This window comes from Streptomyces sp. V3I8 (assembly GCF_030817535.1).
Classification (GTDB): domain Bacteria; phylum Actinomycetota; class Actinomycetes; order Streptomycetales; family Streptomycetaceae; genus Streptomyces.
Genome location: NZ_JAUSZL010000002.1, coordinates 3,576,276 through 3,598,559 on the forward strand (window position 1 = coordinate 3,576,276; position 22,284 = coordinate 3,598,559).

The 22,284-nt window shown below is 70.7% G+C and carries 18 protein-coding genes, 1 tRNA gene and 1 riboswitch; of the genes, 6 read left to right on the forward strand and 13 right to left on the reverse strand.

Translation table 11 applies throughout. From position 1 onward, the window contains the following. Window positions 1–174: 174 nt before the first annotated feature. Complete coding sequence (locus tag QFZ75_RS15610) at window positions 175–1,395, forward strand: acetyl-CoA C-acetyltransferase (RefSeq protein WP_307537461.1); 1,221 nt, start codon at window positions 175–177, stop codon at window positions 1,393–1,395. A 284-nt stretch (window positions 1,396–1,679) separates the two neighbouring features. Then, window positions 1,680–2,468 (forward strand): hypothetical protein, encoded by a 789-nt coding sequence (locus tag QFZ75_RS15615; RefSeq protein WP_307537463.1) that lies wholly within the window; start codon window positions 1,680–1,682, stop codon window positions 2,466–2,468. A 27-nt stretch (window positions 2,469–2,495) separates the two neighbouring features. On the opposite strand, the gene QFZ75_RS15620 is transcribed toward QFZ75_RS15615, so the two are convergent. Next, window positions 2,496–2,807, reverse strand: coding sequence for a hypothetical protein (locus tag QFZ75_RS15620; RefSeq protein WP_307537465.1), 312 nt, complete (start codon window positions 2,805–2,807; stop codon window positions 2,496–2,498). A 104-nt stretch (window positions 2,808–2,911) separates the two neighbouring features. Here QFZ75_RS15620 and QFZ75_RS15625 point away from each other — a divergent pair, with 104 nt between their 5' ends. Beyond that, entirely contained in the window at window positions 2,912–3,142 is a 231-nt protein-coding gene (locus QFZ75_RS15625) for a DUF4287 domain-containing protein (protein WP_307537467.1), read from the forward strand. A gap of 119 nt (window positions 3,143–3,261) precedes the next feature. Here the strand turns inward: QFZ75_RS15625 and QFZ75_RS15630 are convergent, their stop codons facing one another. From QFZ75_RS15630 to QFZ75_RS15640, 3 genes are all read right to left on the reverse strand, one after another. Next, a complete protein-coding gene (locus QFZ75_RS15630; RefSeq protein WP_307537469.1) occupies window positions 3,262–4,176 on the reverse strand; it encodes a Bax inhibitor-1/YccA family protein in 915 nt (304 codons plus the stop codon). 198 nt (window positions 4,177–4,374) lie between these two features. Beyond that, window positions 4,375–5,550, reverse strand: coding sequence for a 4-hydroxybenzoate 3-monooxygenase (locus tag QFZ75_RS15635; RefSeq protein ID WP_307537471.1), 1,176 nt, complete (start codon window positions 5,548–5,550; stop codon window positions 4,375–4,377). 168 nt (window positions 5,551–5,718) lie between these two features. Continuing rightward, window positions 5,719–5,802: transfer RNA gene (locus tag QFZ75_RS15640), tRNA-Leu, on the reverse strand. Window positions 5,803–6,219: 417 nt separating this feature from the next. On the opposite strand from QFZ75_RS15640, the gene QFZ75_RS15645 reads away from it, so the two are divergent. Together QFZ75_RS15645 and QFZ75_RS15650 are read left to right on the forward strand one after the other, a co-directional pair. Further along, entirely contained in the window at window positions 6,220–6,990 is a 771-nt protein-coding gene (locus tag QFZ75_RS15645) for an ABC transporter ATP-binding protein (RefSeq protein WP_307537473.1), read from the forward strand. Between the two features lie 236 nt (window positions 6,991–7,226). Beyond that, a complete protein-coding gene (locus QFZ75_RS15650; protein WP_307537475.1) occupies window positions 7,227–9,755 on the forward strand; it encodes an ABC transporter permease in 2,529 nt (842 codons plus the stop codon). A gap of 69 nt (window positions 9,756–9,824) precedes the next feature. On the opposite strand, the gene QFZ75_RS15655 is transcribed toward QFZ75_RS15650, so the two are convergent. From QFZ75_RS15655 to QFZ75_RS15695, 9 genes are all read right to left on the reverse strand, one after another. Next, window positions 9,825–11,123 (reverse strand): cyclopropane-fatty-acyl-phospholipid synthase family protein, encoded by a 1,299-nt coding sequence (locus tag QFZ75_RS15655; RefSeq protein WP_307537477.1) that lies wholly within the window; start codon window positions 11,121–11,123, stop codon window positions 9,825–9,827. 268 nt (window positions 11,124–11,391) lie between these two features. After that, window positions 11,392–12,777 carry an NAD(P)/FAD-dependent oxidoreductase gene (locus QFZ75_RS15660; protein WP_307537479.1) on the reverse strand — a complete coding sequence of 462 codons (1,386 nt, stop codon included), beginning with the start codon at window positions 12,775–12,777 and terminating at the stop codon, window positions 11,392–11,394. A 448-nt stretch (window positions 12,778–13,225) separates the two neighbouring features. Continuing rightward, window positions 13,226–14,167 (reverse strand): Ppx/GppA phosphatase family protein, encoded by a 942-nt coding sequence (locus QFZ75_RS15665; RefSeq protein WP_307537480.1) that lies wholly within the window; start codon window positions 14,165–14,167, stop codon window positions 13,226–13,228. 85 nt (window positions 14,168–14,252) lie between these two features. Further along, complete coding sequence (locus tag QFZ75_RS15670; RefSeq protein ID WP_307537482.1) at window positions 14,253–14,771, reverse strand: DUF501 domain-containing protein; 519 nt, start codon at window positions 14,769–14,771, stop codon at window positions 14,253–14,255. Between the two features lie 155 nt (window positions 14,772–14,926). Further along, on the reverse strand, window positions 14,927–15,403 hold the full coding sequence (locus tag QFZ75_RS15675; protein WP_307537484.1) for a septum formation initiator family protein: 477 nt from the start codon (window positions 15,401–15,403) through the stop codon (window positions 14,927–14,929). 118 nt (window positions 15,404–15,521) lie between these two features. After that, window positions 15,522–16,808 (reverse strand): phosphopyruvate hydratase, encoded by a 1,287-nt coding sequence (gene eno, locus QFZ75_RS15680; RefSeq protein WP_307537486.1) that lies wholly within the window; start codon window positions 16,806–16,808, stop codon window positions 15,522–15,524. A 497-nt stretch (window positions 16,809–17,305) separates the two neighbouring features. After that, entirely contained in the window at window positions 17,306–18,031 is a 726-nt protein-coding gene (locus QFZ75_RS15685) for a transglycosylase family protein (RefSeq protein WP_307537488.1), read from the reverse strand. A 4-nt stretch (window positions 18,032–18,035) separates the two neighbouring features. After that, window positions 18,036–18,205: riboswitch (cyclic di-AMP (ydaO/yuaA leader) on the reverse strand. A gap of 201 nt (window positions 18,206–18,406) precedes the next feature. Further along, window positions 18,407–19,327 (reverse strand): transglycosylase family protein, encoded by a 921-nt coding sequence (locus QFZ75_RS15690; RefSeq protein WP_307537491.1) that lies wholly within the window; start codon window positions 19,325–19,327, stop codon window positions 18,407–18,409. Window positions 19,328–19,535: 208 nt separating this feature from the next. Beyond that, complete coding sequence (locus QFZ75_RS15695; protein ID WP_307537494.1) at window positions 19,536–20,822, reverse strand: cytochrome P450; 1,287 nt, start codon at window positions 20,820–20,822, stop codon at window positions 19,536–19,538. 193 nt (window positions 20,823–21,015) lie between these two features. On the opposite strand from QFZ75_RS15695, the gene QFZ75_RS15700 reads away from it, so the two are divergent. Further along, on the forward strand, window positions 21,016–22,257 hold the full coding sequence (locus tag QFZ75_RS15700) for a globin domain-containing protein (RefSeq protein WP_307537496.1): 1,242 nt from the start codon (window positions 21,016–21,018) through the stop codon (window positions 22,255–22,257). Window positions 22,258–22,284 lie beyond the last annotated feature (27 nt).

Here is a 22,284-nt window from a genome sequence, read left to right on the forward strand (position 1 = left end):
GCCTGACCGTCACCGCCTCGGGGGCTCCGCCCCCGGACCCCCGCCGCGCGAAGCACAAAGCAAGCGCTTGGAAAGTGCGGTCCGTGTCACACGGCCGCACCCGTGACCTCGCCACTACCTACGGGTAGCTTCCCAAGCAGGTCCGCCCACCCCGCGACGCCAATGGAGCCGTAGATGCCCGAAGCCGTGATCGTCTCGACCGCCCGCTCCCCCATCGGCCGCGCAGGCAAGGGCTCCCTCAAGGACCTGCGCCCCGACGACCTCACCGCCACCATCATCCAGGCGGCCCTCGCCAAGGTCCCGGAGCTCGATCCGAAGGACATCGAGGACCTGATGCTCGGCTGCGGCCTCCCCGGCGGCGAGCAAGGCAACAACCTCGGACGCATCGTCGCCGTGCAGATGGGGATGGACCACCTCCCCGGCTGCACGATCACCCGCTACTGTTCCTCCTCGCTCCAGACGACCCGCATGGCCCTGCACGCCATCAAGGCCGGCGAGGGCGACGTCTTCATCTCGGCGGGCGTGGAGATGGTCTCGCGCTTCGCCAAGGGCAGCTCCGACAGCCTTCCGGACACCCGCAACCCGTTCTTCGCCCAGGCGCAGGCCCGCACCGCGGAGGTCGCCGCGAGCGAGGGCGCGTCCTGGCACGACCCGCGCGAGGACGGCCTCGTCCCGGACGCGTACATCGCGATGGGCCAGACCGCGGAGAACCTCGCCCGCATCAAGGGCGTCACCCGCCAGGACATGGACGAGTTCGGCGTCCGCTCGCAGAACCTCGCCGAGGAGGCCATCAAGAACGGCTTCTGGGAGCGCGAGATCACCCCGGTGACGACGCCGGACGGCACGGTCGTCGGCAAGGACGACGGTCCGCGCGCCGGCGTCACCCTGGACGGCGTCCAGGGCCTCAAGCCCGTCTTCCGCCCCGACGGCATGGTCACGGCCGGCAACTGCTGCCCCCTGAACGACGGCGCCGCCGCCCTGGTGATCATGTCCGACACGAAGGCCCGCGAGCTCGGCCTGACCCCGCTGGCCCGGATCGTCTCGACCGGCGTCACCGGGCTCTCCCCCGAGATCATGGGCCTCGGCCCGGTGGAGGCGTCGAAGCAGGCGCTCTCCCGCGCCGGCCTGAGCGTCGCCGACATCGACCTCTTCGAGATCAACGAGGCGTTCGCCGCCCAGGTGATCCCCTCCTACCGCGACCTCGGGATCCCGCTGGAGAAGCTGAACGTGAACGGCGGCGCCATCGCGGTCGGCCACCCCTTCGGCATGACCGGCGCCCGCATCACCGGCACGCTCATCAATTCCCTCCAGTTCCACGACAAGCAGTTCGGCCTGGAGACGATGTGCGTGGGCGGCGGCCAGGGCATGGCGATGGTCCTGGAGCGCCTGAGCTAGACCCCGGAACGCGCTCCCCGTGACCGGAGCCGAACGCAGGGTGAACGACGCGGCCCGGAGTCCCGTACCGACCGGGGCTCCGGGCCGTTCCGCGACCGAATCTCCCCCAGAATGTGACCTACGCCCTTTCGTGAAGGTATCCACGCAGGTCAGGGCCACCGAACAGATGAACGTCAGGGCTAAAGTCCTGTCCCTTTCGTGACGTTACGCACTGACACCGGGTTAGTCCGCCCTTCAAGCTGATGTAGGAAGTCGGGGGTCGACTTTGAACCGGGAGTACGTCAGTGAGCACCACGTTCCTCGCTCTGCTGCTCGCCACAGCCACCACCACAGCCGTGGGCGTCGCCGTTCTGCGCACCCTGCTGGCGCTGCGCCGGCAGGTGGCGGCCCTGCACGCCGAGCTCACCGAGGGCCGCGCCGCCGCGCGCGGCCTCGTACCGGCGGCCCGCACGGCCGCGGACACCGACGAGATACGCGTCGCCGTCGCCGAGGCCCTCGCCGAGGAGCGGGAGCGTGAGCTGGCCGAGGCGCGCGCGTTCTGGGCCGCCCAGGAGGCACGCGACGCCGGCGACGCACCGACCCTGCTCGGCCTGCCCGACAGCGAGCTGTTCCTGCCGCGCCAGTCGGACTTCGCCGGTCTCGAGCACCTGGAGCCGGTGACCGAGCCGCCCGCCGACGCCGACGAGTTCGCCGGGGACTCCCCGGAACTGGCCGCGGCCCGCCGGCGCCACCCCTCGCACCCGGACTTCGTCCCGGTCCAGTCCCCGATGGTGAACGACCACGAACGCACGGTGGCCTGCCTGGAGGAACTGGCCGACTCGCGCACGGAGTTGACGGACGTCCGCCCCGGCCCCCTCGGCACCCTGGACGTCTACGTCTTCGCCGACGGCACCACCCTGTGCATGACCCCGGGCCACCGCGAGACCGCGGAACGCCTCGCCGCGTCCCTGCGCGCCGGCCGCCCGCCCGTCCTGCTCGGCGGCTCGGGCGTCTCGGGCGCGTACGCCCTGACCTTCGAATGCGGCCAGGAGAGCGTCTACGTCCTGGCGGACAGGGTCATAGCCTCGCTGTAGGCCCGCCCGGCGTCCGTCCACGCACGGTCAGACGCCCGCCCTCCGCTGCGCCTCCTCCACGAGCACCAGCGCCTCCGCCAGTTCCGCCTCGTTCCTCAGTACGAGCGCCAGGTCGTGGACGGCCACCGTGATCTGGTCCGCCGACGCGAACATGCCCGCGTCCGGCATCTCCCGCGGGACCTGCCCGGGGTCCTCGATCCGCTGGGCACGCAGTGCCAACTCCCTGGCCAGAGCCAGCGCCTCGGCCGCCGCCCCCCGTTGCAGCCGGCTCTGCGGCGCGGCCCGCAGCCGGTCGGCGAAGTGGTCAACGGCACGGGTCAGCGGCGTCGTATCAAGCACCTCGCGAGACTACGCGCAGCAACGGGCCTGTTGCCAACGACCGGACGCTCAGGCACGGTGGCGTGAAGGACCGGCTTACATCCCCTTTGCGTCCGGAGGCGCCGATGTCCCAACTCTTCTCCGCGGAGACCCATCGCAATCTGCTCGCCCGCATCCCCCACTGCACCGGTCGTGAGATCTCCGACTGGCTGCGCACCGTCGACGAAGGCCCCGCTCTCCATCGCTTCGAGGAGAAGGTCAGCTGGCTCCGTGCCGAGCACGACCTCGCGTACGGCCACGCGAAAGCCATCATCCACGAGTACGACCTGAGGAGGGCGGCGCGCAATCTGCGCTGAGCGCGCCCCGCTCCGCTTCGGCACCGGAAAAAAGAAGGAAGGGCCCCGCGAACCGTGGTTCGCGGGGCCCTTCCTCACAAGCGGTTGCCGGGCCTCGTGCCCCTGCCCGCGGCGGAGCGCTAGTCGTTGCCGCTGAAGATGGCGACCAGCCGCAGCATCTCCAGGTAGATCCAGACGAGGCTCATGGTCAGGCCGAACGCGGCCAGCCAGGACTCGTCGCGCGGCGCGCCGTAGGCGATGCCGTCCTCGATCTGCTTGAAGTCCAGCGTCAGGAAGAAGGCACCCAGGACGATCGCCAGGATGCCGACGATCGCGCCGAGCGGGCCCATGCTGCGCAGTCCGCCGTCGTCGGCGACACCGAAGACGACCAGCAGCAGGTTGACCGCCATGACCAGCACGAAGGCGATCGCGATGGCCATACCGATGCGCGCGTACCGCGCGGTGACGCGGATCCAGCCCGCCCGGTAGACGAGCAGGGTGGCGCCGGAGACGGCCAGCGTGCCGAGCACGGCCTGGAAGGGCGCGCCGGACCACCTGCTGTTGAACATCTCGCTGATCACGCCGAGGAAGACGCCCTCGAAGGCGGCGTACGCCAGGATCAGCGCGGGCGAGGCCTTGCGCTTGAAGGCCTGGACCAGCGCGAAGACCATCGCGATGAGCGCCGAGCCGATGGCCAGGCCGTAGCTGCTCGACGAGACGGGCAGCAGGACCCAGGCGAGAACGGCACCGACGGTGACGGTGCCGAGGGTCATGGCCGTCCGGGTGACGACGTCGTCCATCGTCATGCGGCCGGCGGCGGGCGGGGCCTGCGGCGGTGCGCCGTGCTGCAGGTCCTGCTGGGCGTACGGGTTCTGGGCGTAAGGATTCTGCGCGTACGGGGTACCGCTCTGCGGGGCGCCCGGGGCACCCTGTGCGTAAGGGTTCCCCTGCGTTCCGACAGCGGGGCCCCCGGCCTGCGGCGCCGCGTTGAAGCCCGCGTAGCCGTTGTCGCGGCTGAACCCCCGTCGCGAGAAGACCGGGTTGCTGCTCCTCATTTCACTCCTCCATGGCCACCTTGCGCGGCCTTGGCTCAAGAGTAATGGGTAGGCAAAAGAATGCATCTAGTGCCTGGGGAGGATCTTTCCCCTCTTGTGACCGGGAACACCGGGTCTCACCCCGGCATTCCCCGCACCGGTAGAACGCCGGTACGTACCCGTCCGGTTCCCCGGGCGGTGCTCTTTCACTCCAGGGGTTCACTCCAGGGCGAAGCCCGTGTACCCCTCGGCGAGGTCCTGTTCGGCGGCGCGCGAGCCGGCGAGCCGTTCGAGCCGGGCCAGCTGGATCCGGTCCTCGAAGGGCGTCGCGTCCGGCGCGCGGTGCAGCATGGTGGTCATCTCGTACGAGAACCGCTCGGCCTGCCAGACACGGCGCAGGCAGGTCTGCGAGTAGGCGTCGAGCAGCGCGTCGGAGCCGGTCGCGGTCCGGTGCGCCAGCGCCCGCGCGAAGGTCACCACGTCCCCGACCGCGAGGTTCAGCCCCTTGGCGCCCGTCGGCGGCACGATGTGGGCAGCGTCCCCGGCCAGGAAGAGCCGTCCGTGCCGCATCGGCTCGTGCACGTGGCTGCGCATGGGCGTGACGGACTTGGCGGTGACGGCGCCCCGTTCCAGCCGCCAGTCGTCGGCCGTCTCGAACCGGCGCTCCAGCTCGTCCCAGATCTCCCCGTCGCTCCACGTCCCGGCGTCCGTGCCCGCCGGCACCTGCAGGTAGAGCCGTGAGACAGCGGGCGAGCGCATGGACAGCAGGGCGAAGCCGCGCTCGTGCCGGGCGTAGACGAGCTCGTCGTGCGACGGCGGCACGTCGGCGAGGATCCCCAGCCACCCGAAGGGGTACGTCCGCTCGTAGACCCGGGTGAGCTCCCCGGGGATCGCACGGCGGGCCACCCCGTAGGAGCCGTCGCACCCGACGACGTACGCGCACTCCAGCACCTCCTCGCGCCCGTCGCGGCGAAAGCGCACCCGGGGGCTGTCGGTGCCGGCCCCCTCGACGGCCAGCGCCTCCGCCCCGAAGAGCAGCGGTCCGCCCTCCTTGAGCTGCAGCGCGATGAGGTCCTTGCACACCTCGGTCTGGGCGTAGACCATCACCGACCGGCCGCCGGTGAGGGCGGGGAAGTCGACCCGGTGGCGCCTGCGCGCGAACCGCAGTTCGATGCCGTCGTGGCGCAGCCCCTCCCGGTCCATGCGCTCACCGGCGCCGGCCGCGCGCAGGACGTCCACGGTCCCCTGCTCCAGGATCCCGGCGCGCTGGCGCTGCTCCACGTACGTCCGGTCACGGCTCTCCAGCACGACGGAGTCGATCCCCGCGTTGTGCAGCAGCCTCGCCAGCAGCAGACCGGCCGGTCCTGCTCCGATGATCCCGACGGTGGTACGCATCGACACGCCCTCTGTTCGTGTGGTGAAGTTTTATTCACCAGGTCACCCACGCGAGTCTCCGACGCACGGGACCCGCTGTCAACGGTCACGTGGTCAAGTATTCAATGAAGGGTGCACCCTTAACCGGCATACGCGGGGATACGCCGGGAAGGAAGGAAGTGTCGGAGGTGCCCGGAACCGGACTTGAACCGGTACGCCCTGTGAAGGGCAGCGAGGTTTAAGCTCGCCGTGTCTGCATTCCACCATCCGGGCAGGCCATGGGCTCCGCTTCGAGTGCTCCGAGCCTATCGGGAGCGGTCCCCCGAACTTCGGTGGGGCGACCCGATGTTGTCTTATTTTATTGGAGTCTGAGGGTGCATCAGCCCACGGTATGCGCCATCCGCACATGCCACATGCCTTTTGAGGAGCGCCGGGCGGCCCCCGGGGAATGACGTGATTTCACCGCCCGAACGGGTGGAATCTGACGAACCGTCGCCGATTCCGTCCCGCGGCGCCTCCAGGGCTCCGCTCTCGGGGGCCGGGGTCATCCCCAGGTATGACAGGGAGCCGTGTGGTGCGACTCGAGTCTGCCCCCGGAACCGGAACAGCGGGTGACTACACGGCGCGGTCCGGCGCCGACGATGGAAGCAGTCGTCCACTCGTCGTCGTACCGACAAGGAGCACCCTTCCGTGACCACCACTCCCCTCGCCGAACGGACCACCGCGGTGGCCGCCCGTGCCACGGAACTCTCGAAGGTCTACGGCCAGGGGGAGACCCAGGTGGTCGCTCTGGACCAGGTCTCCGTCGACTTCCGGCAGGCCGAGTTCACCGCGATCATGGGACCGTCGGGGTCCGGCAAGTCCACGCTGATGCACTGCGTCGCGGGGCTGGACAGCTTCTCCTCCGGCTCGGTCCGTATCGGTGAGACCGAGCTCGGGTCCCTCAAGGACAAGCAGCTCACCAAGTTGCGCCGGGACAAGATCGGCTTCATCTTCCAGGCGTTCAACCTGCTGCCGACGCTGACCGCCCTGGAGAACATCACCCTCCCGATGGACATCGCGGGCCGCAAACCGGACAAGCAGTGGCTGGAGACGGTGATCGCGATGGTGGGCCTCGCCGACCGGCTCTCGCACCGGCCCTCGCAGCTCTCCGGAGGGCAGCAGCAGCGGGTCGCCGTGGCGCGGGCGCTGGCGTCCCGCCCGGACATCATCTTCGGCGACGAGCCCACCGGGAACCTGGACTCGCGGTCGGGGGCGGAGGTGCTGGGGTTCCTGCGCAACTCCGTGCGGGAGCTGGGGCAGACCGTGGTCATGGTGACCCACGACCCGGTCGCGGCGGCGTACGCGGACCGGGTGGTCTTCCTCGCCGACGGGCGGGTGGTGGACGAGGTGCACGCGCCCACGGCCGACGCGGTGCTGGACCGCATGAAGCGGTTCGACGCGAAGGGCCGCACCAGCTAGGGCGCGCTTACCCGCTCGCCCGGCCCGGGCGCTGCCCCTGGCCCGGGCGCGGCTCCCGGTCTGCGGGCCGGTGGGGGCCGATCGCGCAGTTCCCCGCGCCCCTCGAAAGCGGGGCTGCGCCCCGGCTTTCGCCCTTCAGGGGCGCGGGGAACTGCGCGGCCCGCCCCCACCGGCCGGCAGCCGATGTCGTACCCCACCCATCGCCACCCATCGCCACCCACCTGGACTGAGAAGACATGCTCCGTACCGCCCTGCGCAACGTGCTCGCGCACAAGGCCAGGCTCTTGATGACCGTGCTCGCCGTGATGCTGGGCGTGGCGTTCGTCTCCGGCACCCTGGTCTTCACCAACACCATTTCGGACGCCTACCAGAAGAGTTCGGCGAAGGGCTTCGACCAGGTCGACGTCGCCGTCCAGCCGGAGTACACCGAGGACAAGGGCGACAAGCTCGCCAAGGAACCGGAACTGACCGGACCGCTGCTGGAGAAGGCCGCGGGGGCCCCGGGCGCCGGGAACGCCATCGGCGTCGTCAGCGGCTTCACCGCGATCGCCGGCAAGGACGGCAAACTGATCGGCGGCGGCTTCCAGTCGCAGGGCGGCAACTACTGGGGCGACAAGGACCCCCGCTACCCGCTCAGCAGCGGCAAGCGCCCCGTCGGGAAGAACCAGGTCGCGATCGACGCCGAGACGGCGAAGCGCGCCGGCTACGAGGTCGGCGACAGGATACGGCTCTCGGTCGACGGCCCGGTCCTCACCCCCACCGTCACCGCCGTCTTCACCACGGACGACGGCAACGTCGCCGCCGGCGGCAGCCTCGCCCTCTTCGACACGGCCACCGCGCAGCGGCTCTTCCACAAGACCGGCACGTACGACGAGATCGACGTGAAGGCGGCCCCGGGCACCAGCCAGACCGCGCTGCAGGCGAACCTCGACAAGATCCTGCCGAAGGACATCGTGTCCACGACGACCGGCCAGGAACTCGCCGACCAGCAGGCCGTCCAGATCGAGGCGTCGATGAGCGGCCTCAAGACCGGTCTGCTGGTCTTCGCCGGCATCGCCCTGTTCGTCGGCACGTTCATCATCGCGAACACCTTCACCATGCTGGTCGCCCAGCGCACCAAGGAACTGGCGCTGCTGCGCGCGGTCGGCGCCTCCCGCAAGCAGGTCACCCGCTCGGTGCTGCTGGAGGCCTTCCTGGTCGGCGCGGTCGCCGCCGTCACGGGCCTGCTCGCGGGCATCGGCATCGGCGCGGGCCTGCGCGCCCTCATGGGGACCCTGGACGCCGCCGTGCCCGACGGCCCCCTGGTCGTCACCCCCGGCACGGTCGTCACGTCGTTCGCCGTCGGCATCCTCATCACGATGCTGGCCGCCTGGCTGCCGGGCCGCCGCGCCGCCAGGATCCCCCCGGTCGCGGCGATGAGCAGCGTGCACGCCGCGGCGACCACCAAGTCGCTGGTGCTGCGCAACACACTCGGCGCCCTCTTCGCGGCGGCGGGTGTCGCCGTGGTCCTGGCCGCCACGACGATGGACGGCACGGACGGCCAGGTCCCGATGGGCTTCGGCGCGGTCCTGCTGATCATCGGCGTCTTCATCCTCACGCCCCTCCTCTCCCGCCCGCTGATCGCGAGCGCCGCCCCGGTCCTGCGCGTCTTCGGCGTCTCGGGCAAGCTCGCCCGGCAGAACTCCGTACGCAACCCGCGCCGCACCGCGGCCACCGCCTCCGCCCTGATGATCGGTCTGACCCTCATCACCGGCATGACGGTGATGGCGGGCAGCCTGCAGAAGTCGATCGACGAGATGGCCACGTCCGCCCTGAAGGCCGACTACGTGGTCTCCATGGCGAACTTCAACTCCCTGTCGCCCGACGTCGGGAAGAAGCTCGGCGGGACCGACGGCGTCACCGCCACCAGCCCCCTGCGCGACGCGCCCGCGCGCATCGAGGGCGAGACCGAGTACGTCACCGGGGTGAACGGCTCCACGATCGGCGACCTGACCGACCTGAAGATCGACAGCGGTACGTTCGAGGTCGGCGGCGCCCAGGTGGTCGTGGACGACGAGACCGCGAAGGACCACGGCTGGAAGGCCGGCTCGACGTTCTCGGTCTCGTACGAGGACGACGAGAAGCAGCGGCTGACGGTCGCCGGTGTGTACGAGGGCAACGAGATGATCAGCGGCATCATGCTCGACACCGCGACCCTCGCCCCGCACCAGACGGACCCGCGCGACATGCAGGTCATGGTGAAGACCGCCGGCGGTCCGTCCGACGCGACCAAGGACAGCCTGGAGAAGGCGCTCGGCGACAACCCGGCCGTCAGGGTCCAGGACAAGCAGGACGTCTCCAACGAGATCGCGCAGATGTTCACCCTGATGCTGAACATGCTCTACGGCCTGCTGGCGATGGCCGTCATCGTCGCCGTCCTGGGCGTCATCAACACCCTCGCCATGTCCGTCTTCGAGCGGTCGCAGGAGATCGGGATGCTCCGCGCGATCGGCCTGGACCGCAAGGGGATCAAGCGGATGGTCCGCCTGGAGTCCCTGGTCATCTCGCTCTTCGGCGGTGTGCTCGGCGTGGGTCTGGGCGTGTTCTTCGGCTGGGCCGCCGGTGAGCTCGTGGCCGGCAAGATGCCGACGTACGAGCTGGTGCTGCCCTACGACCGGATGGCCGTCTTCCTGCTCCTGGCGGCCGTGGTCGGCGTCCTGGCGGCCCTCTGGCCGGCCCGGCGGGCGGCCCGCCTGAACATGCTGTCGGCGATCAAATCCGAGTAGCGGCCGCACACGGCCGCAGCCGACCGGAGGGGCCCCGTTCCGTCAGGAACGGGGCCCCTCGTCGTCCGGTCAGTTCCAGGTACGGGCCCGCAGCGGCATGCCCGAGGCGCCCGAGCCGGGCGTCCGTACCGCCAGCACCTGGTTGACGCCGATGCGGTTGCGTTCGAAGGCGAGCGCCGAGGCGGCCATGTAGAGGCGCCAGACGCGGGCCCGGCCGGGGCCGGTGAGGCGGACGGCGTCCGGCCAGCGCGCCTCCAGGTTGGCCACCCAGCGGCGCAGGGTCAGCGCGTAGTGCTCGCGGATCGACTCGACGTCGCGCACCTCGAACCCGGCGCCCTCCAGCTGGGTCACGGTCTCGCCGACCGGCGCGAGCTCCCCGTCCGGGAAGACGTACGCGTCGATGAACCCGTTGATCTCGTACGCCGCCTCGTCGCGCCAGGGCCGCCGCCCGATCTGGTGGTTCAGGAGCCGCCCGCCGGGCTTCAGCAGGGCGAACAGGTCCTTGGCGTACTCCAGGTAGCGTTCGCTGCCGACGTGTTCGGCCATGCCGATGGAGGAGATCGCGTCGTACGGTCCGTCGGTGACGTCGCGGTAGTCCTGGACACGGATCTCGATCCGGTCGGTGAGCCCCTCCTCGGCGACGCGCTTGCGGGCGTACGCGGCCTGCTCCTGCGACAGCGTCACACCGACGACGCTCACGCCGTGTTCGCGGGCGGCGTGGATGGCCATGGAACCCCAGCCGCACCCGACGTCGAGCAGTCGCATACCGGGCTTCAGGTCCAGTTTGCGGGCGACGAGGGAGAGCTTGTCGCGCTGGGCGTCCTCCAGGGTGCCGTCCGGGGCGTCCCAGTAGGCGCACGAGTAGACCATGGACGGGCCGAGGACGAGTTCGTAGAAGTCGTTGCCCACGTCGTAGTGGTGACTGATCGCCCGGCGGTCGCTGCGCCTGGTGTGCGGGTGGGACAGCCGGGAGTGTCTGCGTACCTCCTCCTGCGGCGGGGCGGGCGGCAGCGGGGCACCCGCCAGCCGTACGAGCCCGCGTACGGCGGCCCGTACCTGGGGGTCGCGCAGGGCCTGGCCGAGGGTCCTGGCGTCCTCGCCGCGCTCCCACACCAGCTCGGCGACCGCGTCCAGTACCGCGTACAGGTCGCCGTCAACCGTCAGGTCGCCGGAGACCCAGGCTCTCGCGAGGCCCAGCTCCCCCGGTTTCCACAGGAGTCGGCGCAGGGCCCGGCGGTTGCGTACGACGACCACCGGGGTGCCCGGCGGTCCTGCCTCCGAACCGTCCCAGGCACGAATCCGTACCGGGACCGGGGCTCCGAGCAGCTGTTCCATCAGCGCCTTGAGCCGAAGCGCCGCGTCCTGCATGACGCACACCTCCGTGACGAGGAATCCCACAAACTCCGACACCACGTAAACACCGACGGGGGCGGAGCGCAGTCCCGCCGGACCGTCATCTCTGAGCAAAATACATGCATCGACCATGTTTCTCGTCCCGCCACACCTGCCCGTCCGGGACCGGGACGAGGAGGGGGACGGGGAGGGGGACCAGGGCGGGAGAACGCCGAAGGGGCCTCCCGCACCACGGATGGCGGGAGGCCCCTTCGGGCGATGCTGGTGGGACGGTGACCGGAGGTCAGGAGGCCTTGGCCTTCTCCTCCGTCTTCGCGACGGCGGCCGGAGCCGGCGCCGGCTTCGCGGCCTCGTAGAACTCCTCGCGCGGAGTCTCGATCGCCCCGAGCGAGACGACCTCACGCTTCAGGAACACCGCGAGCGTCCAGTCGGCGAACACCCGGATCTTCCGGTTCCACGTCGGCATGGCGAGCCCGTGGTAGCCACGGTGCATGTACCAGGCCAGCCGCCCCTTGAGCTTGATCTTCATCTTGCCCATGACGATGAACGCGACGCCCTTGTGCAGCCCGAGCCCGGCGACCGCACCCTTGTTGGCGTGGCTGTACTCCTTCTGCGGGAAGCCCCGCATACCGGAGATCACGTTGTCGCCGAGGACCCTCGCCTGCCGCAGCGCGTGCTGGGCGTTCGGCGGGCACCAGGCGTTCTCGTTGCCGGCCTTGCGGCCGACGAGGTCAGGCACCTGGGCGTTGTCGCCGGCGGCCCAGACGTAGTCCGTGCCCTGCACCTGGAGGGTGGTGGCGGTGTCCACGTGACCACGCGGACCGAGCGGCAGGCCGAAGCGGGAGAGCACCGGGTTCGGCTTGACGCCGGCTGTCCACACGATGGTGCTGGAGTCGACCTCCAGGCCGTTCTTCAGGACCACGTGGCCGTCGACGCAGGAGTCCATCGAGGTGGAGAGGTAGACCTCGACCCCGCGGCCCTCGAGGTGCTCCTTGCCGTACTGGCCGAGCTTGGGGCCGACCTCGGGCAGGATCTTGTCCGCGGCGTCGACGAGGATGAAGCGCATGTCCTCGCGGGAGACGTTGGTGTAGTACTTCGCGGCGTCCCGGGCCATGTCCTCGACCTCACCGATGGTCTCCGCACCGGCGAAGCCACCGCCCACGAAGACGAAGGTCAACGCCTTGCGGCGGACGTCCTCGTCGGTCGTGGAGTCGGCCTTGTCGAGCTGCTCGAGCACGTGGTTGCGCAGGCCGATGGCCTCCTCGATGCCCTTCATGCCGATGCCCTGCTCGGCGAGGCCGGGGATCGGGAAGGTGCGCGAGACCGCGCCCATCGCGATGACGAGGTAGTCGAAGGGCAGCTCGTACGCCTCGCCCACGAGGGGGGCGATCGTGGCGACCTTGCGGTCCTGGTCGATGGTGGTGACCCGGCCGGTGAGGACTTCCGCCTTGGGCAGCACGCGCCGCAGCGGGACGACGACGTGCCGCGGCGAAATGCTGCCGGCGGCGGCTTCGGGGAGGAAGGGCTGGTAGGTCATGTACGACCGGGGGTCGACGACCGTGACGGTCGCCTCGCCGTAGCGCATCTTCTTGAGGATGCGCCGAGCTGCGTACAGGCCTACGTACCCACCGCCTACTACGAGGATCCTGGGACGCTCCGTGGTGCTCATGCCATCGAGTATCCACCCGCCCCAGGGGGGTCGCTCGTGCGCCCCTTCACAAGCTCCTACGCACCCTCTGCTACACTGCGCCGCTCACGTGATCCAGATCATGGTCCGACGGGGGAACCGGCGTGCCCCGCGACCTGTTGTCAATGCCGCGTGAGCTGCCGCTCCGGCCTTTCACGGCCCCTGTACCAGTCCCCCGTTTCACGTGACCGCAGCACTCGCGAAACACTCCCTTCGCGGTGCCCGGCCCCCCTCCGGGACCCCGAAAGGGCCTGGAGGACCGAATTCCTCCGCCAACAGGGCCGATTCTCTTGTGAAGAACTTCACGAAGTTTTCCGGCGGACTTCCGGCAAGGTCGTTCTCCGGGTCCCCGGAAGCCCTTCGAGGACGCTCAGACGTCGTCCGACCTGCTCAGTAGAGGCTGCCGACGGGTGAGGGACCGGGGCCCGCCTCAGGCCATCGACCACGCGATGCCGTCGAGGATGTCGTGCTCGCTCACCACGACCTCCCGGGCGCCGGTCCGCTCCATGATCGCGAGGAGCACGAGGGCGCCGGCCCCGATCACGTCCACACGTCCCGGGTGCATCGAGGGGATGGCCGAGCGCTCGGCGTGCGTGGAGGTGAGCAGCCGTGCGGTGATCTCGCGGACCCGGTCGAGGCCGACCCGGGAGTGGTGGATGGCCTCGGGGTCGTACTCCTGGAGGTCCTGGGCGATCGCCGAGACGGTGGTGACGGAGCCGGCGAGCCCGACGAGCGTGCGGGCCTCGCGCAGCGGCACGGACCCCTCGACGAGGTCGAGGGCCGCCTCGATGTCGGCGCGGATCGCCGCGATCTGCTCCTCGGTCGGCGGGTCGGTGACCACGCCGTCCCGTACGAGGTGGCGTTCCGTCATCCGTACGCAGCCGATGTCCACCGAGCGGGCACCCCGCACGTGGTCGTCGCCGACGACGAACTCGGTGGAACCGCCGCCGATGTCCACCACCAGATAGGGCCTGGCCAGGTCGTCACGGCCCGTCAGTTCCCTGGTGGCGCCCGCGAACGAGAACTCGGCCTCCTGGCCGCCGGAGACGACCTCGGGCTCCACGCCCAGGATGTCGAGGACGCCCCGGACGAACTCGTCCCGGTTCTCGGCGTCGCGGGAGGCGGAGGTCGCGACGAAGCGGACGCGCTCCGCGCCGTGCTCCTCGACCACCCCGGCGTACTCGCGGCAGGCCGCGAAGGTGCGGTCCAGGGCCTCGGGGGCGAGGCGCCCCGTGCGGTCGACGCCCTGTCCCAGGCGGACGATCGTCATGCGGCGGTCGAGCTCGACGAGTTCACCGGTCCCGGGGTCCACGTCGGCGACGAGCAGGCGGATGGAGTTGGTACCGCAGTCGACGGCGGCGACGCGAGTCATGACAGTGGTCTCCTGTGCTGTTGTGCTGTCGTGCTGCTGTGCTTGTTCGCCGGGGTGCCGGCCCGGACCGCGCGGGCTTCCCCCGTCACGCGGGCGGCAGCACGCACGCGCCCTTGCGCCACCACTCCGGCAGCATGGCGATCGCCTCGTCGCCGAGGGGGTTCACCCCGGGGCCCGCGGCCAGCGAGTGGGCCACCAGGACGTGCAGGCACTTCACCCGGTCCGGCATCCCGCCCGCGCTTGGGAATCCCTCCAGCACCTCGATGGAGTCACGGCGCGCGATGTAGTCCTCGTGCGCGGCCCGGTACGCCGCGGCCAGCTCGGGGTCGGTGGCGAGACGGTCCGTCATCTCCTTCATGACGCCGTTCGCCTCCAGCGTGCCGATGGCGGAGGCCGCGCGCGGGCACGTCAGGTAGTACGTCGTCGGGAACGGCGTACCGTCGGGCAGCCGGGGGGCCGTCTCGACGACGTCCGGCTGTCCGCACGGACAGCGGTGCGCGATCGCGCGCAGTCCGCGCGGCGGCCGCCCGAGCTGCTGCTTGAACGCCTCGACGTCCGTGTCGGTGGGCTCGGTGCGCGGAGTGGGCGGCGGGGGCGTCTGCATGCCTTGGGTCTGTGTCTTTCTGGTCGGTCGCCGGTCGGTCGGTCGCGGTGGGTCGCGGGACGAGCGGCGGTCGGTTCAACAGTCAGTCTGTTCGGCAGTCGGTCTGTTCGGCGGCCGGTCTCTGCAGCGACCGGTCCGTTCGGCGGCCGGTCTGTTCAGCGGCCGGCGGCGTCGGCCTTGTCCACGCCGTCGAAGACGTTGTCGTACCAGGCCCGGTCGGCCGCCGTCCGGTCCGTACGTGTCTTCCTGGCCGCGTCGGGGTCGACGACGACGTAACCGGTCTCGCCCGGCATCACGTAGTGCAGCCGTTCCCGTATCCGCTGCTCGGCGTACGCGTCGTCCTGCCACCGCGCCTTCAGGTCGCGCAGCTCCTCGACCCGCTCGCGGGCCTGTTCGCGCTCCCGCCGCACATCGGCGACCTCCGCGCGCTGCGAGACGTACTGCCTCATGGGGTAGGCGAGCGCCACCACGAGCGTGCACAGGACGAGCGCGAGGAGCGCCGCCCGGCCGGTCAGCCGCGACCGCCGCGCCTGGCGTTTGGTCTGGGAGCGGTAGACGCGGGCGGCGGTCTGCTCACCGAGCGCCCGCAGCCTGGTCGCGGTGGAGAACCGGTCACGGTCCTTCACAGCCATCTGTCCCGCCTCCCCGATACGTGCGTACGTCCCCGCACACGGTACGGGACCGGGTACGGGGACGTACGTACGACGGGGCTGTCGCTCCTCACCGCACGGCTCGGAGCCGGCCCTCGGCTCAGCCCTTGAAGCGGGGGAAGGCCGAGCGGCCCGCGTACACCGCGGCGTCGTCGAGGATCTCCTCGATGCGCAGCAGCTGGTTGTACTTGGCGACGCGGTCCGAGCGGGCCGGGGCGCCGGTCTTGATCTGACCGCAGTTCACGGCGACCGCGAGGTCGGCGATGGTGACGTCCTCGGTCTCGCCGGAGCGGTGCGACATCATGCACTTGAAGCCGTTGCGCTGGGCCATCTCGACGGCGTCCAGCGTCTCGGTCAGCGAGCCGATCTGGTTGACCTTGACGAGCAGGGCGTTGGCGGAGCCCTCCTCGATGCCGCGGGCCAGGCGCTCGGGGTTGGTGACGAAGAGGTCGTCGCCGACGATCTGGACCTTGTCGCCCAGCTTCTCGGTGATGACCTTCCAGCCAGCCCAGTCGTCCTCGTACAGCGGGTCCTCGATGGAGACCAGCGGGTACGCGGAGACGAGCTCCTCGTAGTACTCGGTCATCTCGGCGGCCGAGCGGGACTTGCCCTCGAACTCGTACTTGCCGTCCTTGTAGAACTCGGACGCGGCGACGTCCAGCGCGAGGGCGACCTGCTCACCGGGGATGTAGCCGGCCTGCTTGATGGCCTCGAGGATGAGGTCGAGGGCCTCGCGGTTGGAGCCGAGGTTCGGGGCGAAGCCGCCCTCGTCGCCGAGGCCGGTGGACAGGCCCTTGGTCTTCAGCACCTTCTTGAGGGTGTGGTAGACCTCGGCGCCCCAGCGCACGGCCTCGGAGAAGGACTCCGCGCCGATCGGGGCGATCATGAACTCCTGGATGTCGACGTTCGAGTCGGCGTGCGACCCGCCGTTCAGGATGTTCATCATCGGGACGGGCAGCAGGTGCGCGTTCGGTCCGCCGAGGTAGCGGAAGAGCGGCAGGTCGCTGGTCTCGGAGGCGGCGTGGGCGACGGCGAGGGAGACGCCGAGGATGGCGTTGGCGCCGAGCGAGCCCTTGTTGTCGGTGGCGTCCAGGTCGATCATCGCCTGGTCGATGAGGCGCTGCTCGGTGGCGTCGTAGCCGACGAGCTCCGGGCCGATCTGCTCGATGACGGCGAGGACGGCCTTCTCGACACCCTTGCCGAGGTAGCGGTTGGGGTCCCCGTCACGGAGCTCGACGGCTTCGAAGGCACCGGTGGAGGCGCCGGACGGAACGGCGGCACGACCCGTGCTGCCGTCGTCGAGGCCGACCTCGACCTCGACCGTGGGGTTGCCTCGGGAGTCCAGGATTTCCCGGGCTACGACGACGTCGATGGACGGCACGAGCATCTCCTTCTGGGATGTGACGCAAGCTGCGCCGGGCCGGAGGCCCGGTTGGGCGCAGGCCGTGGTGGCCCCGCGGGATGAGCCTAACCGGCTGCCGGGCCCCGACGGGCCCCCGACCGTCTCGTGGACGGAACCGAGAGGAAATTGTTTCCGAACGGAACAAAGCGAGGGGGTGAGCGGGCCGGGGAGGCGAGCGGAACGCGGGGGAGGCAAGGAGGAGGGTGACAAAGAGGGGGGCGCCAAAGAGGGGGCGGCGGAAAAAAGCCCCGCTCCGGTGCGCACGGGGGAAAACGCACCGGAGCGGGGAGCCCGCGGAGGACCGGGGGGGTGGCCCTCACGGACCCCACGATGGAGGACACGGATGTGAGAGCGCTGTGGTTCAGTCGCGATTCGGTTGTGGGCCGGACGTCCGGTCGGGGCTGAGCGGCCAGGGCCCCGGCCGGGACGCGATGTCCGGCCCACCGAAGGAGGTCACCGGAGCGGTGACGCGACCGGCGGGGTCAGCTGAGGTGCAGCTGCTGGCCCGGGAAGATGAAGTCGGCGTCGTCGACGATGTCGTCGTTCAGCTTGAACAGCTTCTGCCAGCCGCCCTTGACGTTCTTCGCGTCGGCGATCTCGCTCAGGGTGTCGCCCTTGACGACCTTGTACTCGCCGTCACCCTTCTTGACCTTCTTGCCGGTCGGGGTCTCGACGGTCTTCTGCGCGGCCGGCCGCTCCTGCGCACGCGAGGCACGCTGCTCGGCGGGCTGCGTCTTCTGCTGGGGCTTCGAGGCGCTCTGGCCGGAGTCGCCGGAGCCGCCGGAGCCGCCCGAGTTCGAGGAACCGGAGCCGGCGGGAGCGGTGTTGCCGGTGGAGGCGCCGGACAGGCCCACGCCGCAGCTCGGCCAGGCACCCTTGCCCTGGCTCGCCAGGACCTTCTCGGCGACGGCTATCTGCTGCGCCTTGGATGCCTTGTCGGCGGTGGAGGCGTACGAACTGCCGCCGTACGCGGCCCAGGTGGAGGCCGAGAACTGCAGGCCGCCGTAGTAGCCGTTGCCGGTGTTGATCGACCAGTTGCCGCCGGACTCGCACGCGGCGACGGTGTCCCACTCGGAGGTGGTGGCGGCGGAGGCTCCCGTGGCGCCCATCAGCGGGACGGCGACGGCGGCGGTGGTGACACCGGCCAGCGTGGCGATGCGGGCGGCCTTGGACGGACGACGGTGCTTGCCCTTGTTCGAAAGCAGCATGAAGTGATCCCCTCACCGACGCCTGCGAGGTGAGCTGTCGGGTTCGGGCCGAGTGAGTTGCCCGGCCGCGTGACACTGCTGTCACGCGGCTTAACCCCAAGCCGTGCCCGGTCGTGACGACCGGGTCCGGCACTTACCTGGGTCCCCCGCTCCTGCCTACGGCGCTTTACGCGACGACTGTTCCCGTACGGCCGTTGGCAGGATTCGGCGTGCGACCGTCGGGGCCCACCAGTGGCGAGCGGTCACGACCGTAGACACGGACGGCGCCGAATTTCAAAGACGATCAGGGGTGTTGAGATCCATGTCTCACTTTCATCAAATCGGACATTCAGCGCGAACTACCGCTTGTTTTCGCCCGATTCGGCGGCTTGGTCACTACTTGCTCGCGGCGGCCCGGTCGTCGATGGAGATGCTCTGACCGGGGATGATGAAGTCCGGGTCGGCGCCGATGGCGTCCTTGTTGGCGTCGTACAGCGCTTCCCATCCGCCGTCGAGCTCGAAGGAGTCGACGATGCCCGAGAGACTGTCCCCGGTGCGGATCACGTACGAGCCCTCGTCGGCCAGGACGCGCGAGTCGCTGTCGCTGCGCGAGGCGTGCCGGGCGGAGTAGTCGTCCGCGCGGGACGCGGTGTCGACCTCGTCCGCGACGCCGCCGCGGTGGCGGCCGGGGGCGTCCGCGTCCTCTTCGGCCGAAGAGTCGCCCTTCTGGGCCGACTTGCCCGAATCGCCGCTCTTCTTCGTGTCGTCCGAGGTGTCCGTCGCGTCGTCCGCGGCGGCGTCGTCCGATTCCCCCGCGTCCGTGGCGGTGTCGCCGGTGGACGGGTCGGGCGTCGCGCTGTCCCTGCCCTCGGTCCCGTCCACGCCGGGCGACGGGGTGACCCCGCCCTCGGCGACGCCCGTGTCGACCACGGCGCTGTCGGAGTCCTGCGTCAGGCCGGCGACGAGACCGCAGGTCGCCCAGGCGGTCGTCCCCTGGTCGGCGAGGATCTTCTCGGCGACGGCTATCTGCTGCGAACGGCTGGCCTGGTCGGCGCTCGGCGCGTAGTCGAGACCGCCGAACTCCTCCCATGTCTCCTGGGTCATCTGGAGCCCGCCGTAGGACCCGTTGCCGGTGTCGGCGCTCCACGAGCCGCCGCTCTCGCATTCGGCGACCGCGTCCCAGGTCGTGCCGCTGGCGGCGCTCGCGCCGCTCGCGCCGAGCAGGGGGATCGCGATGGCCGATCCGGCCACGCCCGCGGCGACGAGGAGTGCCGGAGCCTGGCGGGGGCGACGATGGCGGCCGTTCCCGGTAAGCATGCGATTGCCTTTCGCGTGACAGCAAGGAGTACGCACAGGACACAGCGGAAGGCTGCGCTCGTGGCTGCTGCGGCGCGTGAGACGTGCCGCATTGATGGGTGAACGTAGCCGCACTCGAACTCTTGTCACAAGTCGGTGCAGCGCAGATAACGTGAAGATCACAGAGTTGACGGAGTCTCACCTTTCACCGGCTTCGGTGCTAGGGCCGTCAGGACTTCGCGACCGGGGTGAACTCCACCGGAAGCGTGCGCAACCCACGCATGATGAGCCCTCCGCGCCACCGCAAATCCGCGCAATCACCCGCGAGTCGGAGGTCGGGCAGGCGGGTCAGGAGCGTGGTGAGCGCGGCCCGGCCCTCCAGCCGGGCGAGGGGCGCGCCGAGGCAGTAGTGGATGCCGTGTCCGTAACCGAGGTGCTGGTTGTCACGCCGGGAGAGGTCGAGGGCGTCGGGGTCCTCGAACCGGGCGGGGTCGCGGTCGGCCGCCGCGAGCACGACGAGCACGGGGTCGCCCACGGCGATGTCCTGCCCGCCGACGACGAGCGGTGCGGTGGCGTACCGCCAGGTGGCCATCTCCACGGGGCCGTCGTAGCGGAGCAGTTCCTCCAGGCCGGTCTCCAGGAGGTCCGTCCGGCCGGCGGCGAGGGAGTCCTGCAGCCGCTGCCGCTGTCCGGGGTGGGTGAGCAGGGCGTAGGTGCCGTTGCCGATGAGGTTCACGGTCGTCTCGAAACCGGCGAACAGGAGGATGAAGGCCATCGCGGCGGCCTCGTTCTCGGTGAGGTGCTCGCCGTGGTCGGAGGCCCGGATGAGACCGGAGATGAGGTCCTCGCCCGGGGCCGGCTCGTCCGTGAGCTCCTCGCGCTTGCGGTGGATGAGCTCGGCGAGGTAGCCGCGCATCTTCTTGACCGACCGGGCGACACCGCCCCGCGGCCCTCCCCCGTGCCGGATCATCATCCCGGCCCAGTCGCGGAAGTCGTCCTGGTCCTCGCGCGGGACGCCGAGCAGGTCGCAGATGGCGTGGATGGGGAGCGGGAAGGCGAAGTCGTGGATGAGGTCGGCCTCCCCCTTCTCCATGAACCCCTCGATGAGCCGGTCCGTCAGTTCCTGTACCCGTGGCGCGAACTCGGCCACCCGGCGCGGGGTGAACGCCTTGCTGACGAGCCGCCGCAGCCGGGTGTGGTCCGGCGGGTCGATGTTGAGCAGGTGCGTCATCAGCTCGGCCTTCCGCTCCCCCGGAATGCCGGTCCTGCCCTTCGCGTGCGCGGAGCCGTCGTGATGGGCGGGGTCCTTGCTGAGCCTGCCGTCGGCGAGGGCCTGTCTGGCATCCGCGTAACGGGTGACCAGCCACGCCTCGACCCCGCTGGGCAACGTCGTCCGATGCACGGGAGCGTGTTCGCGCAGCCAGGCGTACGCCGGGTAGGGATCGGTGGCGAACTCCCAGCTGAAGAGTTCCGGGGCGGACTGCCCCGCGGGCGGCTGTGCAGGCGTTTCGGTCACTCCTCGACGGTATCGGGAGGGGCGCCCGGCCCCCGCCCGGAGCCCTTCCGCAGCGCCGCGGGACGTCCGGCGGCCGGCGGACCCCCGCCCGGGCCGCAGGCGTTTTCTCCTGGTAAGAACGCTTGGTCCTAGGCTGTCCGGGAATCGGCCACCCCTTGACCGCGTGGCGCTGCGCGTACCTACATTCGCGCCTGTGGACCCCGAGATACTCCGGACCAGTTTCGCGGTCGTCGAAAGGCGGGCCGAGTTCGCGCTCAAGTACTTCTACTCGCACCTCTTCTGGCACCACCCCGATGTCCGCGCCCTGTTCCCCCTGGACTCCCCCGGGGACAAGGAACGCCAGCGGGACCGCCTGTTCACCGCTCTGGCCCTCGTCATCGCCCGCCTGGAGGGCCCGGGACTCGACGAGTACCTGCGGGACCTGGGACGGGAGCACAGGAAGTACCTGGCGAAGCCGGAGCACTACACGGCCGTGGGAACCAGCCTGATCGCCGCGTTCGCCGCCGTGTCGGGATCGGCCTGGACCGACGAGGTGGAGAAGGCCTGGGACGAGGCGTACAGGGTGATCGCGAACGCCATGCTGGGCGCCGCGGGGGAGGCGGAGAGCCAGGGGGAGCCGTCCTGGTGGGACGCCGAGGTCGTCGGCCGCACCGCGCACGGCGGCGACCTCGCCGTCCTGACGCTCCGTCCGCACCGGGCCCTGCCCCACCTGCCGGGCCAGTACGTGAGCGTCGGCAGCCCTCGTCTCCCCGGTGTCTGGCGCCCCTACTCCGTCGGCAACGCGCCCCGCTGCGACCACACCCTCGACCTGCACGTCAGTCTCGTCGAGGACGGGGCGCTGTCCCCGGAACTCGTCCGGCGCGCCCGCCCGGGCGACGTCCTGCGGATCGCCGCGGCGAGCGGTCGGCTGACGCTGCGCACGCCGGTGGAGCGGCCTCCCACGTTCATCGCCGCCGGCACCGGCTGGGCACCGGTGAAGGCACTCCTGGAGCACCTGGCGGGCGAACCCGGCCCGTACGACGAGGCCCGGCTGTTCGTCGTGGCCCGCGACACCGCCTACCTCTACGACCGGGCCGCGCTCGCGAAGCTGCGCACCCGGCTGCCGTGGCTGGACGTCACCGTGATCACGCCCGCGCCGGGCCGCCCGAAGCTGCAGGCCACCGAACGGCTGCTGACGGCTCTGGGCAACCGCGCCAACTGGGCGCGCCACGACGTCTACCTGGCCGGCCCGCCCGGCCTGGTCCAGGAGATCTCCGCGGCGCTCCCCGGCCTCGGCGCCGACCCGGCCCGGGTGTTCCGCGACGAGCTCCCGGCCGCGGGCCAGGAGCCGGCCTCCTCGCTGGGGCCCGGCGAGTGGCTGCTCCAGCGGCCCCGGCCACGCTGGCACGGGCCGTCGGGCCGGGACGGGGGCTGCGGGGCCGGGGCCGGGAACTGAGGCGGCGGGGACGGTAACCGACGTTCC